Consider the following 16,633-nt stretch of genomic DNA (forward strand, 5'->3'; position numbering starts at 1 on the left):
GGGAAACAAAAATGAGGAAACTATTCAAACTCGGCGTGGCCGCATTGGCGTCTGCGCTGTCTATTGCCTGCGCAATTCCAAGCACAGTCAGTGCTGCAGGGTATCCGACAATAACACTGGAATTTGAACATGCCAAGACAAACAAAACCTATGATGACTACCTGATTTCTTTGGACAAGCAGGTGGTATATCAGACCGGCGATAAGGCTGCATGGAACCAGGAATTCAAAAAGTATAAGGATCAGAAAGATACCTATTATCAGACCTATAAGAAAAGAAATAATGTAACAACTTATTACATCGTAAAGAAGGTATATAAGAACGAAGTGACAGGTGCTACAGGTACTGAAGCAGAAGTTTCACCCTCTGCCACATACTCAGACACTGCCAGCATGGGCGGCACAGTATATGTTGATGCAGGCGAGCCCACAAGAATTCGTGTAAAGCTTTGTGGTGGTGACGTTAGAGTTGGAAATGTAAAATCAACCAAGAAAAAAGTTGTTGCAGCTAAAATTGATAAGAGAAACAGTATCGTTAACTATTCTGATGAACATGCACAGATCAGTTATGATTCCAAAAACAAGCAATATTACTATTACAAGAGCACCGGAGAAAAGATTATCATTCCTACCGCCGGAGATGGCTTTGATCAGAACTCTGCCGAGTATATAAACTCAAATCGTTCTTCAGCTGATATTTATCTTCTTCTTACTCCTAAAAAGAAGGGTAAGGCAAAGCTGAAGTTCAAAATCTACAACAATGCCGGACAGGTTACAGGAAATGTTTCAGTTAATGTTGTTGTAAGAGACGATTCATCAATATTTAAGACCTTCTCCTATGGTGGAAAATCACTTATCCAAAAGACCTATGGCGATAAGAATTATATAAACTACGGAAGATCAGTTGCTTCATACGACTATAACTATACAAATAAGACAAAGGGCAAGCTTGTTGTAAAGGCCAACAAGGGTTATAAGATCGTTAAGATTCAGGTTGGTTCATATAGAAGAAAAGCCAGCAAAGGTTACCACAATGATAGCTTTAACAACACCAGCTATGAGGAAGACGTTGAAGGAAATCGCACAGACCAGTATGCAAATGGTGTTTACAATGGATGCGACTTAAACGGTGACGGCGATGCCTTAGATAAATTCTATGGTCAGGAAGAGAGCGATACCTGCTATTACTACAAGACAGTTAAATCCGGCAGCACAATTAAGCTTTCAAAGGTAGGAAGCCTTGCAAACTACTGCGACGGAAAGCGTTACTTTAATGATGACGTAGACGGAAGTCCTCGCAGCACAAGAGCAATTACCAAGAGAAACAGCGAGTATGCTCCCACAAGAATCCTTATCACATATTATGATCAGGAAGCAAAGCATTATGATTATACCTACACTACCCTTTACACAAAGGCTAAGCAGTTTAAGATGAAATAATTAAGGACTAATATGAAAGTCCCGGTGTATACCTTGATAAAAAAGGCATACACCGGGACTTATTTTATATTTTGTTTTTGCTCAGATCACTCCTGCAAACTCATAGCCAGCTTCTTCTACAGCAGCCTTGATAGCAGCTTCATCGACATCCTTGGAGTTTGTAATTGTAACTAGGTTGTCCTTGTGTGATGCTACTGCGCTTTCGATACCGTCAATTGCCTCCAGTGCCTTTTTTACATGAGCCTCACAGTGCTCACACATCATTCCGTTTACTGTAATCTTCATTTCTTTATTTTCCTTTCCTGTTTCATTATTGTTGATCTCACCGACCTTTTCGGCGGTTACTTCCTTATGTATTAAATTGCCTATAACGGCATTTTTAATAGCCTTATCTCTTGAACTGTCATAGGGCTTTATCCAGTTAATCCTTAGCGCATTTGATACTACGCAAAAGCTTGATAAGCCCATGGCCGCTGCTCCAAATATGGGATTAAGCTCCCATCCAAAGGCTGCTACATAACAGCCTGCTGCAAGAGGAATACCAAGAACATTATAGAAAAATGCCCAGAAGAGATTCTCATGGATATTTCTAAGGGTGCTCCTTGATATTCTGATGGCTGCCGCAACATCCCTGATGCTGTTTTTCATAAGCACCACATCTGCTGCATCTATGGCAACATCTGTACCTGCTCCAATTGCGATTCCAAGATTAGCTGATGTGAGAGCCGGGGCATCATTTATACCATCACCAACCATGGTAACAGTTCCGTGCTCCATAAGCTGCCTTATGACTGCTTCTTTTCCGTCAGGCTTTACTGATGCAACAACCTCATCAACACCTGCCTGTACTGCAATGGCGTTTGCTGTAACCTCGTTGTCACCAGTAAGCATAACCACATGTATTCCAAGCTTTTTGAGTTCTGCGACTGCTTTCGGGGAATCCTCTTTTATTACATCGCTGACTCCTATTATGCCTAGGAGCTTACCTTCCTTTGCAAAAAGAATAGGGGTTTTACCGCTGCGGGCAAGAGTATTTATGGTCTCCTTTATTTCACTTCCGACATTGCCGATCACGCTCTCTATATAACTCAGATTGCCGCCAAAAATCGATGCGCCATCAAGCTTTGCTCTTAATCCATTTCCTGAGAGAACTTCAAATTCTGTGGTTTCAAGGGCTGCGATATTTTTATCTGCTCCGTATTCTGTGACAGCCTTGGAAATTGGATGCTCACTCTTAGATTCAAGAGCATAAGCAACTCTCAAAAGCTCATCTTGAGAAACACCTGCAGCAGCTACTATATCTGTGACCTTCATTTCACCTGTTGTGATGGTGCCTGTTTTATCAAGAGCAACTATCTGAGTTTTACCTGCCTGCTCAAGTGAAGCTGCAGTTTTAAAAAGGATTCCGGTCTTGGCAGAGACACCGTTTCCAACCATTATGGCAACCGGTGTTGCAAGCCCCAGGGCACAGGGGCAGCTTATAACCAGCACTGATACCGCTCTTGCTATGGCATAGCCCACGCTCTGTCCGGCAAGCAGCCATGCAAAAAATGTAACAAGGGCTATTCCTATTACTACAGGAACAAAAACTCCGGAAACCTTATCTGCTATCTTCGCTATGGGAGCCTTTGTGGCTGCCGCGTCACTAACCATTTTTATAATAGCTGAAAGAGTGGTATCTTCGCCAACTCTTGTGGCTTCGCAAACCATATATCCCGATGTGTTAATGGTGGCAGCGGATACGTTATCGCCTACAGATTTTTCTACAGGAACACTTTCACCTGTAAGTGCGGATTCATTTACTGCGCTTTCACCCTCTGAAACAATACCATCCACCGGTATGCTGTCCCCTGGTCTGACTACAAATTTATCGCCAACCTTTACTTCCTCTATCGGAACTGTGGTCTCAGTACCATCACGTAAAATCACGGCAGTCTTGGGAGAAAGATCCATCAGACCCTTAAGGGCACTTGTTGTTTTCCCTTTTGATCTTGCTTCAAGCATCTTACCTACAGTGATCAAGGTAAGGATCATGGCTGCTGCCTCAAAGTAAAACTGATTCATGTAGTACATGACCTTTTCAGTATCAGCGGCCTGCACAGCGCCTGTCATTGCAAAAAGAGCAAATATACTGTAGCCGTATGACGCCGTAGCACCAAGAGCTACAAGGGTATCCATATTGGGTGATCTGTGAAGCAGCCCCTTAAAACCGCTTATGAAAAACTTCTGATTTATCACCATGATCATTCCGGCAATCAGGAGCTCATATAATCCCATTGCCACATGATTCCCATCAAGGAATCCGGGAAGAGGCCAGTCCCAAAGCATGTGTCCCATGGACACATACATAAGAGGAATCAGCAGTATTACTGATGCGATCAGTCTCTTTTTCATTTTAGGAGTCTCAGTGTCCTTTAAAGAATCATCTGTGGCTGATGACATAGCTTTTTTGCCATCTTCACTTTTGCGGCTTGCTCCATAGCCTGCTGCCTCTACCGCAGATATTATATCCTCAGGGCGAGCCGAGCCTTCAACTCCCATCGAATTTGTAAGCAGGCTCACAGCGCAGCTCTCTACGCCCTCCACTGAACTTACCGCCTTCTCGACTCTGGTCTGACAGGCAGCACAGCTCATTCCTGTTACTTTGTATTGTTCCATAATTACTCCTCTTTAGCTTACTTCATGAGCTTCTGCATGGTGGCAACAAGCTCATCTATAACTTCCTCATTGCCTTCTCTGATGTTCTCAACAACACAGGTCTTCATGTGGTTTGCAAGAAGGGCTTTATTGAAGCTGTTAAGGGCACTGGTAATAGCTGAAACCTGCATCAGAATATCTGTACAGTAGGCATCATTTTCCAGCATTCCTTCAACACCTCTGACCTGGCCCTCGATTCTCTTAAGCCTGTTCATAAGGTCCTTGAATTCCTTATCATCTCTTTCTTTTGTTTTGCCTGAACAGCAGCAACCACACTCTTCCTGAAGCTCTTCAGTCATATTTAAAGTATCTGCCATAACGTATCTCCTATCTATTGCATACCCCCATGGGGTATCCTTACAAGCAAAATAATATACCCCAGAGGGGTATATTGTCAATTAGATTTTTTGCAATTTGTTTTTAAAGCTACCAAAATTATAAAGTGCAGCTATCTGATACACCTTTTTCCGCAGCATTTTCACTTTGGGTTCTTACAAAAATAACATACATAACTATGGCAATGACCCATGCACAGATTATTGTAAACACTCCGGTTTCGCTGACATAATACATCTTATCGTCTCCGATTGTGATAGCCTGGAAAACAGCCTGATCAAAGGCGTTATGTGACGCATGCAGGAAAGCTGAAGGCCATACACTTCCGCTTTTTATAGCCAGTATTGCAGAAATAATTGCGACAGGAATTATATGAAGCATGAATGCCACAACCCTGTATCCAAGAGATGTGCCATCCATATATCCGCCTGATACAAGAATTGGAAGGTGCCATGCGCCCCAGAATAAACCTACAGCCAGCATGGCCTTTTTCTCATCCATACGTTCAAGCAGCGCAGGAAGCATAAAGCCTCTCCAGCCAAGCTCCTCTCCTGTAGCAGTCATCATTGAAACAAGCACCATAACAATTGAGTAAACAGCCAGGTCCTTCATTATTATGGCAAAGGAAACTCCGGTGTAACCAAAGTTCTCGGGATGCATGGTCCAGTAAATTCTATAGGGTATAAAAAGATATATGAACGGTATCAAAATACCAAGAAAAACATAGCCTATTTTGCAACACTTTATCCCCATAAGCGGATCTGTCTTTTTAAAAGAAAATTTCTCACCCTTCTCTCGAATATTAACGATTGCTGCTATAAATGCCGAAAAAGCAGGAACCCACATCAAAACTGCAACAGCCCACTCCGGACCTCCCATAATATAAACTGTCTCCCAGATGGCTGAAAAGCCAATTACCAGCAGAAAAAATGTAATCAAAGACTTTCTGCTATATTTCACTTCTTTCATTCCTAAAAACTCCCTTTTGTTTATTCTTATCAGCTCAAAATATCTTCGACGATACCCTTAGGCGTATCAGGTGTCCAATGTCCCTCAAGGCATATATCAGCATCTATTGAAGATATGGTAGCTGCAAGTTTCTCACATAATTCCCGGTTCTTTTCCCCGGTTGGAAATACACCGCCGTTTGAATCCCCGATAAAAAGAACCTTTTCATCAATAATATGGATAAGCGTAGAATCATCAGTGTGTGGAGATTCAGCCTGAAAAAGCCTGACAGGGCAGCTTCCCAGATCAAGCATTAACTCCCCATCAAAGACCATGTCCGCAGGAGTTACTATAACCTCCTTATTATCACGATATTCATTTCTAATGCTCTCATGCATATTGAGGAAGAACTCCGGTCCTTCCTTTAAAAGCCTGCCCCTAATATCCAGAATATACTGATTCGTTCTGCTATTAGCTATGCAGAGCCCGCTCACGGCATGCATTGCAAAGGTATGATCCCAGTGCCAATGAGTAAGCACAGTTAAAGCAGGGAGAGGAAGCCCCTCTCCCTGCAATGCCTTATAGAATTCTTCTGTATGGGCAGCTGAATGTCCCGCATCAATAGCAAGAGACCAGTTATCCCCTTTAATGTACCCAAGATTGGGTCTGTCCCTTTCCTGTTCAAAGGGATAGTACCAAACCCTTTCCGATAACCTTTCTAATTTCATAACAACCCCTGATTCTATAGGTATCAAACTTCATCCATTACAATTCTGTATTTTTCCAAATCCACTTTGCCATCAACAACCGTAACGCCTTCGCTCTCTAATATCTCTGCCTGTTTCAATGCACCACCAAAGGCATATTTAACGGCAAGCTCGCCCTTAGAGTTAACAACCCTGTGGCAGGGTATTGTATCGGGGTCAGGATTTTTATGAAGAGCATTTCCAACTGCTCTTGCCATTTTCCTGTTCCCTGCCATCTGCGCAACATCTGCATAAGTGGCAACCCTGCCATTGGGGATTTTCTTTACTGCTTCATATATTCTTTTTGAGGGGGAATATGTGATTAAATCGTCGTTCTCTGCAACCATTCTTTTTAATTTTTCCTGATATTCCTTGCAATCTCCCAGACATCATCACCATAATTGCTGACATACACAGCAATCCTGTTATTGTTTGGATTATAATCCGAAATAAAGCAGACTCCGGGATCACATCCCTGGAAATACGGAATATCCTTTTGCTCTTTTCCATCGATTATCCAAACGCCATAGCCATAATATCCTTCTTCTGGATCATTGCCATCGCCGCTGTGTTTACTTAGCATATTGTCAGCCATTTCTTTTGAAAGAAGCTTGCCGCCCTTAAGTCCCTTCCAGAAATTTGCAATGTCTTTTACTGTGATAAATGCACCGCCTGCACCTGTGCCCTTGGCATCCACGCAGAAAATATTGGTTCTCAAATCATCTGCGCTGTTGCACCACAAATAATTTACAGCACATTTTGCAGGGAGCTTATCAAGCTCGTAGTAGCCTGTGCCTGTCATACCGCATTTATCAAATATATTTTCCTTAAGATACAGATCAAAGGGCTGCCCTGTTACTCTCTCCAGGATCATGGCAAGCACAACGTAACCTGTATTGTTATACTGAAATTTGCTTCCTTTAGGATACATCATGGGCTTATCGATGAAAAGCGGAAGCAGGTCATCATTATGCCTGATCTTATAATTGGGGAAATCAACCCACAGCTCCTCATACTCGTCCATCACGGATTCATCAAAATAATCCGGTATTCCAGATGTATGGTTTAAAAGCTGCTCAACAGTTATATCTGTATCAATCGCTTTCCAGTCGATATCTATAAGCTGACCTATTGTATCTGAAAAATGAAGCCTTTCTTTTTCAATAAGCTGCAGGATGCCAACTGCCACAAAAACTTTTCCCGCTGATGCGCTGGCAAATTTAGTGTCTATTGTATTGGGTAATTCATTGGCATAGTCTCTGTATCCTGCTGCATGCTCTACAAGCACCTTATCATCCTGCAGAATATATGCTGCACCTCTGAAGTTTTCTGGTATAAATTCTTCAAACATACTCAACCTCCATTAGGACTGGTTTCTCTTATATTGTATCTCTCTTGGTAAATATGAGCGTTCCCATCGCCGAGTATATAACCAGTCCAACTATAATAACAATGATAACATTCATATGGGAAAAAGGTATCTCAATATCTCCAAGGTAGTTTGCCTTAGTTACGATGAGATTTCTTGAAAGGGCATACTTTTCCATAAAACCTGCAAGAGAAGGTCTCATGGAAACGAGCTTTCTTTCAAGCATGTCAAGAAGCATTCCATGAAGATTTGCAGATCCAAAAATAGCAAGCATGATTGGAATAATGGTATTTCTGGTAATCTCATAAAACGCCATCATAGCAATTCCAAATGCTGTATGAAGGAGCACTTCTAAGACCGTGAAGCTGATAAGTGAACTAATACTCTGCACAGCATACATACCGGGGCCTCTGCCAAGGCTTCCAAGTCTTATTGCAAGAAGTGATCCCAGAAACATGATCAGGGTATACAAAAATACCACCGGGATTTTTGTAAGAAAAATGTTTTTCTTCTCCTTCCGGGTTGTCAAAAGATTTTTCAAAAAGCCGCTCTTCCTCTCCTCCTCCGTATATACGATAGCAAATACTCCCACCATGATCAGAATAAAGCCGGAAGCTGTAAAGCTTGCATAGAGCTCCTCTAAGCTTGTTTCAGCAGTTATCTCTTCAGTAGCAACTATCCCTACATGTTCTTCATTCTGGCTTTGCTGTTCTACGTGTGCCTCATAAATCTCCGAAGATGGGTCAGTCTCCAGTCTGGACAGAAGTCCAAATGAAATTATCGTGATTAAAAGCGTTATATAAAAAACTCTTGTTTTAAAAAACCTGTACAGATTCATTTTCATTAGATTTAGCATGCCTTCTTCTGTCCTTTCCTGATAATATCCAAATAGAATTCCTCGAGAGAATCAGCCTCGTCAAGATAGCTGTTCTTCAACTCGTCTGCAGTTACTTCTGTTACAAGCTCTCCTTCTGAAATGATGCCAAAAACTGTGGCAACCTTCTGAAGTTCTCCAAGGAGGTGGCTTGATATCATGATTGTCATTTTCTTTTCTTCATTGAGTCTTTTAATGAGTTCTCTCATTTCAATGATTCCCTGGGGATCAAGTCCGTTTATGGGCTCATCAAGAATCAAAAACTCAGGACTTCCTATAAGCGCCATGCCAATTCCAAGTCTCTGCTTCATTCCAAGAGAAAACTTTCCTGCTTTCTTTTTGGGCTCCCTCGATAATCCGACAAAATCAAGAATGCTCCTTATTTCCTTCTCGTCGTACATGCCCATTGAAAGTGCCTTAAGCTTCATGTTGTCAAAAGCATTAAGATATCCGTATATTCCGGGACTCTCAATAAGACATCCGACTTTTTCAAGGTAATGATCTCCGGCAGCAGCTTCTACCTCGCCGCCGGTTGGAGTAGCGAATCCAACAAGCATCTTCATAAGTGTTGTTTTTCCTGCTCCGTTTGGTCCAATGAGACCGTAAATATCTCCTCTGTTAATATGAATGTTCATATCCTTAACAGCCTCAAAGGAACCATATCTTTTAGTCAAATTTTTAGTTTCCAAATAACTTTTCATTTTGTTCCTTCCTTTCTCTGCTGAAACAGTCTTTTTACAATATGTAAGGTATCACATAGTAAAAGCAGGTCTTTCATTTGCACGGATAAGGACCTGCTTTACACTAAATTGAAAAATTCAGGAAGACATTTTTAATTCTTCAAGGCCAATGTGAGGGTTCCTGTACCTTGCCGAGCTTTTTTCTTTCTGATGATGAATTGCATTTCGCGGGCAGTTTTGAAGACAGGCACCGCAGCTTATACAATTGCTGTCAAATATCGGAGCCCCTCCAATAATACTGATATTCTGCATGGGACACAGACAGGCGCAGGTACCACACCCCGTACAGTCAGCTGAAACGCTGAGCATATCTGTGATTCCAACTCCGGTTTCGAACTCGTAATTCTTAAGATGATTCTTTGTCATAAGCTTCTTAAATGGTGAATCCTCCCTGATATACCTTTTGTGCTCAGTGATGTCTGCAAGCAGTTCATCTATCTGAGACTGCTGCTTTTTACTGTCGCCCTTTTGCTTTGCCATATCTGAAAAGGTAATACAGTTTTCAGCCATTTTAAGGCGATTGATGTAATCAAAGCATCTCCCGTCTTTCGTCCTGATTTTCGATAACTGTCCGCATACCGCTCCGGGGAAAAATCCATAGGTAGCTACGGCAAAAAGGTATGAAGTCCTGATAGATGTTTTCTCAAGGAACTCTACAATAAACGGCGGAACACAAAGCCCATAAACAGGGAAAACTAGCCCTACTTCTGAATCTTCTATATGATAATTTTCTTCACGTATACACTCCGGTATAGATAGAAGCCTGCCTCCAATTCGCTTTGCTATATACAGGCAGTTACCTGTAGAACTAAAGTACAATACTGTCATAATGTAACCTCCTAATCTTTATCAAAGATGTTATATGTATATCTGCCTAACTGTATAGTTACTATACTCTTTTAATAAAAAAACAGACCCGGATTCACTTATTCGGGTCTGTTTTTCACTATTTTATCTATTGGTTCTGTTACTCGAAAGCTTTTCCTGGATGAGATCCATCAAAATATATCTTAGTTCGCATTACATCCTATTCTAATTTCACCTACATTCTTTTAGTCAGTTATACTTTCTTTCGCACTGTTGATAAGACCGAGAAGGCCCGTCTCCTTAATAAGAGCTATACCCTGGAATTCATCTCCGAGGACAATCAGATTGTCGCCTGTTTTAATATCGAAGATCTTTCTTGCTTTGGCAGGAATGACAATCTGACCCTTATCTCCCACTTTGACCATTCCAAAGATATGTTTTCCTTTCGGCGGTATAGCATATCCCAGGTTGTCCGAATCATTCTTTTCATATGAGATAAGGTCGTCCATGGATACACCAAAGAGGTCAGCCAGCATCTTACATCTCTTTATGTCCGGCAGCGACTCTCCGGTCTCATATTTTGAAAGCGTCTGTCTGGATACGCCTATCTTCTCAGCAATTTCCTCCTGTGACAGGTTATTAAGCTTTCTTAATTCCATAAGATTGTCTGCAAAACTCATTATTTTTTCTTCTCCTTTTTTATTCCCAGAACACACCACCTTATGAAAGGTATGCGGCTCATGATTTCATACAGAAGGTAGGAGCCTGCGAATGCTGCTATTGCAACCAACAGGTATACGATGACAGGGGCAAGGAACGGACATAATGTATGCAGATACCATCCGCTGACCGCTATCATCAGATAATGGAATACGTAGAGGCCCCATGATTTTCGGCACATCCACTTTGAGAAAGCATTCGTGAAATTTCCCCATTTTTTCATGAAGGCAAGTATACCGAGAGTTCCAAACCATGCGTATACATTGCACATGATTGTGTCCAGAACTACGTGATCCGGATAAGGCTGACCTTTATATAAAATCACAAAGGCTATGCAGGATGCGAAGCCAAGGATGCTTAATAACAGCCAGTTTTTACCAAGTCGATCCATCACTTCGTCATGGGACAATACAAAGTAGCCGATCATAAAGCCCAGTCCGTAGATACCGAATCTGTATACCACAATTATCGGTGTGTTAAGTATCTGCGCCGCTCCATATACGGGTATAACAAGAAGTATAAGTGTCAAAAGATTTGCTTTACCACAGATATTATAGAATCTGTCTTTTTCAATCCTTCTGATCAGTACCAGTATCATGCTGAAGAGCCAAAGCATCTGAAGGTACCACAGAGGGCCTGAGCCGCTGACTGCCATTATCAGGAAAAGGATTGGCCCCGGTACGTTGTTCATGGAATTAAATGCACCAGACATCAGCATGTTGTAATAGCCAAGAATCCAGCCGAAAACAAGAAGGCCGATTGTTGATGGTACAAGATACTTTCTCGTCCTTACGCTGATAAATTCCTTTTCTGTTCGTTTAATTAGTTCAAAGCGGGCTGACATGCCGGATACCACAAACAGAAGTAACATGAACCAAGGATATACAATGTACTGATATGTATCCTGGGGCTGATATTTACTGAAAGGTCCGATGATTCCATGTTGTGTTACACCGTTGAATATGTAAATTACATGATAGATGACAACCAGCACTACTGTTATCCAGCGAATATTATCCAAATATGCCTTTCTCATATTTCTACCACCTTTGCTAAGTATTTTAACATTTTTCTTAATCATAAAAAAGTAAGCTCCGCCTGTCTACCAAGCGAAGCTTACATATTTTGCTATTTTTTGTTAAATTTGGTTGCGAGCGCATAGTTTTATAAAAGCGCTCATTGGTGCCGTCAGACCGAGATAATCAACCTTCATGGTCATAGTACCTAAGTATTTTTTAATTATCTTTCGCAGAAGAATTCAATCTGTTCTTGCTGTCAACTTCATAGGCCACATATTCATGGTCAAATTCATAACCAAGTTTCTCCGCAAGATGGACAGATATCTTTCTTTACCCGCATGAAAAAGTGATCTTCGTCTTCGCCGGTTCTATATGCCCCGTTATTAGTCATGACCTTTTGAGAAGCAATATTGTCCTTATTAACGCGAAGGTATATCTCTTCTTCCGGCACAATCCCTTTTGCAATCTGAAGTGTCAGTTTTAATCCTTCAGTTCCATAGCCCTTCCCGCGATGGTCTTTTGAAATACTGTACCCGATATGACCTGCACCTGTTCGAAGGACATCCGTAAGGTGGTGTCTTATACGGAATTCACCCACAAGCTTCCCATCATCCCAGAGATAATAATATGTTTCCGGCACAAACCAGTCCGGCATATTAACGGGATGCTCATAGGATATCAGGGTTGGAAGAACTTTTTCCCTGTATTCATCAAAAGAAACTCCATGATATGGGTTAGTGAGACCATTCTCATCCTCCGGAAGCACAGTGGTATATTCCCACTGCGCCTTTGCATCCTGAATGTTTATTTTTCTTAGTTCCATAAAATTACTCCCACGCTTTTTCACACAACCTGTTATGTCCAATAATCAAATGTTTTCATTACACCTTAACATACTCACGATAAAGCCACAGGAATCACATATTTCTCAATAAATTCTACCCTGTCAAAAATCCTTGGTTTAAAGGTTCCGGTCATTCCTACAGAAAGGTTCTGTTCTTTGTTTATATAGATTATATTTCCGGAATCGCCTATTGCCGCGTAGACCTCTCTGTCCTCAATCGGCTTGTACCAGAGATACCCGTATTCCATGAATCCAAATCTCTCTCCAAGCTTCAAATACGGCGTGGTCATCTGCCTTATCCATTCCGAAGAAACTATCTGATTACCTTTATATTTTCCTTCGTTTAAAACCATGGAACCAATCCTTGCAAGATCTTTTCCGGAAGCACAAAGGCCCCAACCGGCAGTGACTGTGTCCTGGGGATCAGAGTACCACTCATTTTTTCGTGGTCCTTTATTCATGAAGAAGTCGAACTGATCCTCTTTACTGCTGGTGCCATGAATGGTATGCTCAGGGATCCCAAGTGGAATGAACAGATTCTTATTGGCGAAATCTATGCATTTTTCTCCGGTTGCATGCTCAATAATACCGGCAAGAATCTGGATTCCAAGTGTTGCATATCTGAATTCTCCGGTTATTCCGTTTCTCCCTCCAAGAAAATCCAGCGCAGCCTTTGTCCAGTCGTCCGAAGTACATACCTTTTTCCATGGCTCTGATTTACCCTTATAGGGAGCAGTCATGGTAAGAAGGTGCCTTATGGTGACATCATATATTGTTTTTTCTCCACGCTTAACCTGATAATCCGGGAAGAATGTTAAGACTTTTTCATCGATGCTCTTTATAGCACCCTTGTCAACAGCGATACCTGCAAGTATTGCCATGACACCCTTTGTAACTGAGTTGACGTTGATGGCGTCTTCGCTTTTAAATCCGCGCCAGCAATCCTCATAGACGACTTTCTCATCCCCTATGGCGCAGATCTGACAGATATTGCTTTCGTTTCCTTTACTCTCAGAAATAAAACTATGCAGTTCTTCTCTATTCATTTTTTGCCTCCTCTTAGGATAGATTTGGACGTCCTAAAAGAAGGCTAACTCTATTAAAAATTGTTTTCAAGAAGAATCTTAAATTGTTTGTAATGAATAAATATGCCGCACTTTACAAAGCAGGTGCGGTATACAATCCAATCATTTTTTGTAATCCGCAGAGACTTCCAAAAATGTCCTATTGCCATTTATGTAATCCGCATAGGCAGTTTCGGCATCCTTTCCACGGAAGACCTTACAAAGGCCGCACATGTCACAGTCGGCAATGCAGGGAAATCTTTTCTTTACATACTCTCTGCGCTCTTCAATTGTTGACTCTGTTATTTCAGGTGGATTCCCCATAGTTTGTTCCTCAATGTATCTGTCTGTCCTGGCGATATTTTTCCATGTATTCCTGATTTATCTCGCGAATCTCTTTTTTGCCGTCTATGTAGTCCTGATAGATATCCCAGGGACTACCTCCTCCAAGCCAGCATGATGAGCAGTTTTCGCAGCCGCCACCACAATCCAGAGATGCCTTAACTATCTGCTCACGTTCTTCTTTCGTTGTATCACTGATTAGAATCGATTTCATAGGCTTCTCCTTTCACCTTTTTGGTAGCTTCATTATAGCATTATTCAGCTACAGGCTCTGTCAGCTTTATCTCTTCCATGTTTTACCTCTATCTCTGACTGATCATGGCATTATCTCTATCACACCAGCACAATATGACTTAGGGAAAAACTCTACTTTATCGAACGATTTTCTGAGTTCATCAATCACAAAATAGATTTCATCCTCATCCCATTCATCTCCGACTTCTTCTTTACACTTTTCCAGCGCTGTCCTTGTTTCAAATGCGACATCCCCAATGAGAAGTTTTCCGCCTTCATCCAATCTTTCAAGCAACGACTTTAAAAAGATAACCTTCTGCTCGTCTGTCAGATGATGCAAAGAATATGTTCCGACGATGTAATCATACTTATTTTCCGAGAGCTCTTTTACTAATCCATTTGTAAAATCTCCCTGATAAAGGTGGGCATTTTCCATTTTCTCTTTGGCCAGTTCAATCATTCTCTGTGAAAAATCCTGTCCATAGACTTCACACCCATTCTCATAGAGCTTTGTCGTAAGTGTGCCTGTTCCAAAACCTATATCAAGAACTCTGGCATTTTTCTTTGACATGATTTCTTTGAAAATAGTGCCAAGAACATCCTTATATCCTGCAAAAGGATAACTGTTTTCTTCATCCGAAAGGCCAACGGCTGCATCATAGCCATCTGCCCATAAATCAAAACCTTTGTTGTCTAACATTAATTATTTTCTCCTCCAAATACTTTTATGACCTACATCCCTCACACATATTGCCATTGGTTGAATGATGTAAAAAAGTCTTTTAAAATATGTTAATACGATAACACAATTGGAAGGAAAAGAAATTATAATGTTTGAAAAATCAATTGAAAACTTTGAGATAGAAAATAAAGAGATCGTCAACTACGACGGAGGTGTTGATCTTCTTTATTCAAAAGAAATAATGTGATGGTCCAGGGGGACGGGGTCCATTTTCACCCCCGTCCCTGTGGACCATCAACCCTTCACTTCATTTCCAAAACCGTTGAAAAGATATACTCCAAGAACAGCATTAAATCCTATGGCAGAGTAAATGCTGAACCTTTCTGCTATGCCAAAGTACTGAGGAGGAAACGCCTGCATACCGATAGGTCCCATCAGCATCATGGCAAAGAATATGGCTGCCCAGATTCCGATGCCTCTCACCTCTTTATTCCTGCATCCGGCAATTATCAGCAGGACAAGCGATGCTATTGAAAGGATTACCACAAATGCGGTAACAACCATGTGCATTACTTCCTGAAATGAAGATATCTGCTTACCGGCATCATCAAGAGAAAACATCGAATAACCTACCTTTGATATCCAGTTCATTATAGTAAAAAGGTAGATTCCCACACGGAACATCCTGGTTGAAATCTTATTCTCCGATACATATATTGCTACGCATGTGGCACATACCACGCTTCCTGCTGAATATACAGCAGCGAGCCTGTCCCAAAGCTGCCTCGAAGGTGCCGTCTCTGCCGAAAGATCACTTACAGCGGATGCCATCCAGTTATAGCCCGGAAAAGCACTTCTGCAAAAGTATGCAGCAGCTGCGTATGATATAAGTGCAGCAAGCCCTGTAAGTCCAATCCAGTTAATCAGTTTCCTGGTCATTACTCACTCCTATCTGATGACTAAACCATCTAAATGATGTAGGTGTCAAAAGTAAATTTTGACACCTAATGATATACGAATTGCTCCGTTTCTTCGAAACTCTCGCAATTCTACAAATATTCGGAAACCGCTAATTTACTTCGTAAATTGCTAATTCCTCATATTTGTTCGGGTCATAAAGTCAAAATGCTTAACATGCAAGCATGTACGCATTTTTGACTTTTGACACCTATATCATCTAAATAAAACCCGTTATGTTCTCTGGAACAGGTCTTCCCTCTTCCACAAGCATCAAACTATTTTGGCTCTGCAATCATTTCTATACATCCCCATTTTTCACCCATAACCTCATATGTTTCCGGCTCTTCCAAAATACAATCTTTAAATCCGGCCTCTTTATAGCAATAATGTGCGGGCTCATTATTTTCAAAAACACCCAGAGTAACCTTACTGGCGCCATATATTTCAAACGCATATGTGAGTGCCAGTTTGATCATTTCCTTTCCTTTGCCTGTTCCTCTTTGTGCCGGATCCACAATAACAAATCCTATACGCAACTCATCCAATGACTCGCGTGGATTTCTCAAAGTGAAAAAACCGATTATTCCATTCTCATCAAATGCAGTAAACGCCATCAGGGAATCTACAAATCGAAATTCTTCCTGAGTTATGGGATACTTGCCCATGATTCCTGCGCTCCATTTATAGAAGGATCTTTCATCTTTGCTCCATGAAATAATGGTCTCTGCGTCTTCTCGTTTATATGGTCTTAATCTAAGCATTATATTTTCCCCTTCCGGACTAAAAAAACCCATTTTCTTCAACTGTATGAT

18 protein-coding genes and 1 pseudogene are annotated in these 16,633 nt (G+C 41.3%); 1 reads left to right on the plus strand and 18 read right to left on the minus strand.

All coding sequences use genetic code 11. The features are described 5' to 3' along the window. The first annotated feature begins 11 nt into the window (after nucleotides 1-11). Nucleotides 12-1,439 (plus strand): hypothetical protein, encoded by a 1,428-nt coding sequence (locus tag G603_RS0112995; RefSeq protein WP_026670499.1) that lies wholly within the window; start codon nucleotides 12-14, stop codon nucleotides 1,437-1,439. 81 nt (nucleotides 1,440-1,520) lie between these two features. On the opposite strand, the gene G603_RS0113000 is transcribed toward G603_RS0112995, so the two are convergent. From G603_RS0113000 to G603_RS0113095, 18 genes and pseudogenes are all read right to left on the minus strand, one after another. After that, nucleotides 1,521-4,097, minus strand: a complete 2,577-nt coding sequence (locus G603_RS0113000; protein WP_026670500.1) for a heavy metal translocating P-type ATPase — start codon at nucleotides 4,095-4,097, stop codon at nucleotides 1,521-1,523. A 17-nt stretch (nucleotides 4,098-4,114) separates the two neighbouring features. Continuing rightward, nucleotides 4,115-4,453, minus strand: a complete 339-nt coding sequence (locus G603_RS0113005; RefSeq protein ID WP_026496926.1) for a metal-sensing transcriptional repressor — start codon at nucleotides 4,451-4,453, stop codon at nucleotides 4,115-4,117. Between the two features lie 118 nt (nucleotides 4,454-4,571). Further along, a complete protein-coding gene (locus tag G603_RS0113010; RefSeq protein WP_026670501.1) occupies nucleotides 4,572-5,441 on the minus strand; it encodes a CPBP family intramembrane glutamic endopeptidase in 870 nt (289 codons plus the stop codon). Between the two features lie 29 nt (nucleotides 5,442-5,470). Then, nucleotides 5,471-6,148 carry an MBL fold metallo-hydrolase gene (locus tag G603_RS0113015; RefSeq protein WP_026670502.1) on the minus strand — a complete coding sequence of 226 codons (678 nt, stop codon included), beginning with the start codon at nucleotides 6,146-6,148 and terminating at the stop codon, nucleotides 5,471-5,473. Between the two features lie 23 nt (nucleotides 6,149-6,171). Next, nucleotides 6,172-6,531, minus strand: a pseudogene (locus G603_RS20350) (MGMT family protein); the annotation flags it as partial. Continuing rightward, on the minus strand, nucleotides 6,519-7,517 hold the full coding sequence (locus G603_RS0113025; protein ID WP_035793185.1) for a serine hydrolase domain-containing protein: 999 nt from the start codon (nucleotides 7,515-7,517) through the stop codon (nucleotides 6,519-6,521). The gene G603_RS0113025 and the pseudogene G603_RS20350, both read right to left, overlap by 13 nt. Nucleotides 7,518-7,545: 28 nt before the next feature. Continuing rightward, the gene (locus tag G603_RS0113030) at nucleotides 7,546-8,379 is read right to left on the minus strand and encodes an ABC transporter permease (protein ID WP_026670504.1); all 834 of its coding nucleotides are present in this window, start codon (nucleotides 8,377-8,379) and stop codon (nucleotides 7,546-7,548) included. A 5-nt stretch (nucleotides 8,380-8,384) separates the two neighbouring features. After that, nucleotides 8,385-9,110: an ATP-binding cassette domain-containing protein gene (locus G603_RS20355; protein ID WP_051207858.1), complete on the minus strand. Its 726-nt coding sequence runs from the start codon at nucleotides 9,108-9,110 to the stop codon at nucleotides 8,385-8,387. A 117-nt stretch (nucleotides 9,111-9,227) separates the two neighbouring features. Continuing rightward, nucleotides 9,228-9,977, minus strand: coding sequence for an EFR1 family ferrodoxin (locus G603_RS0113040; protein ID WP_026670505.1), 750 nt, complete (start codon nucleotides 9,975-9,977; stop codon nucleotides 9,228-9,230). 224 nt (nucleotides 9,978-10,201) lie between these two features. Beyond that, a complete protein-coding gene (locus G603_RS0113045; RefSeq protein ID WP_022774247.1) occupies nucleotides 10,202-10,636 on the minus strand; it encodes a helix-turn-helix domain-containing protein in 435 nt (144 codons plus the stop codon). Then, on the minus strand, nucleotides 10,636-11,757 hold the full coding sequence (locus tag G603_RS0113050; protein WP_196808073.1) for an acyltransferase family protein: 1,122 nt from the start codon (nucleotides 11,755-11,757) through the stop codon (nucleotides 10,636-10,638). The genes G603_RS0113045 and G603_RS0113050 overlap by 1 nt, the downstream gene beginning before the upstream one ends. 227 nt (nucleotides 11,758-11,984) lie before the next feature. Next, nucleotides 11,985-12,518, minus strand: a complete 534-nt coding sequence (locus tag G603_RS20360; RefSeq protein WP_051207860.1) for a GNAT family N-acetyltransferase — start codon at nucleotides 12,516-12,518, stop codon at nucleotides 11,985-11,987. 74 nt (nucleotides 12,519-12,592) lie between these two features. After that, nucleotides 12,593-13,585: a serine hydrolase domain-containing protein gene (locus tag G603_RS0113060; protein WP_026670507.1), complete on the minus strand. Its 993-nt coding sequence runs from the start codon at nucleotides 13,583-13,585 to the stop codon at nucleotides 12,593-12,595. 141 nt (nucleotides 13,586-13,726) lie between these two features. After that, nucleotides 13,727-13,927: a hypothetical protein gene (locus G603_RS0113065; protein WP_026525838.1), complete on the minus strand. Its 201-nt coding sequence runs from the start codon at nucleotides 13,925-13,927 to the stop codon at nucleotides 13,727-13,729. Between the two features lie 10 nt (nucleotides 13,928-13,937). Beyond that, nucleotides 13,938-14,159 carry a hypothetical protein gene (locus tag G603_RS0113070; protein WP_026496936.1) on the minus strand — a complete coding sequence of 74 codons (222 nt, stop codon included), beginning with the start codon at nucleotides 14,157-14,159 and terminating at the stop codon, nucleotides 13,938-13,940. Between the two features lie 102 nt (nucleotides 14,160-14,261). Further along, nucleotides 14,262-14,879, minus strand: coding sequence for a class I SAM-dependent methyltransferase (locus G603_RS0113075; RefSeq protein WP_026670508.1), 618 nt, complete (start codon nucleotides 14,877-14,879; stop codon nucleotides 14,262-14,264). Nucleotides 14,880-15,155: 276 nt separating this feature from the next. Continuing rightward, nucleotides 15,156-15,800, minus strand: coding sequence for a DUF998 domain-containing protein (locus tag G603_RS22050; RefSeq protein WP_035793189.1), 645 nt, complete (start codon nucleotides 15,798-15,800; stop codon nucleotides 15,156-15,158). 296 nt (nucleotides 15,801-16,096) lie between these two features. Continuing rightward, a complete protein-coding gene (locus tag G603_RS0113095; RefSeq protein WP_026670509.1) occupies nucleotides 16,097-16,582 on the minus strand; it encodes a GNAT family N-acetyltransferase in 486 nt (161 codons plus the stop codon). Between the last annotated feature and the right edge of the window lie 51 nt (nucleotides 16,583-16,633).

Origin of the sequence: Butyrivibrio sp. AE3006 (genome assembly GCF_000424165.1) — a bacterium.
GTDB lineage: Bacteria > Bacillota > Clostridia > Lachnospirales > Lachnospiraceae > Butyrivibrio.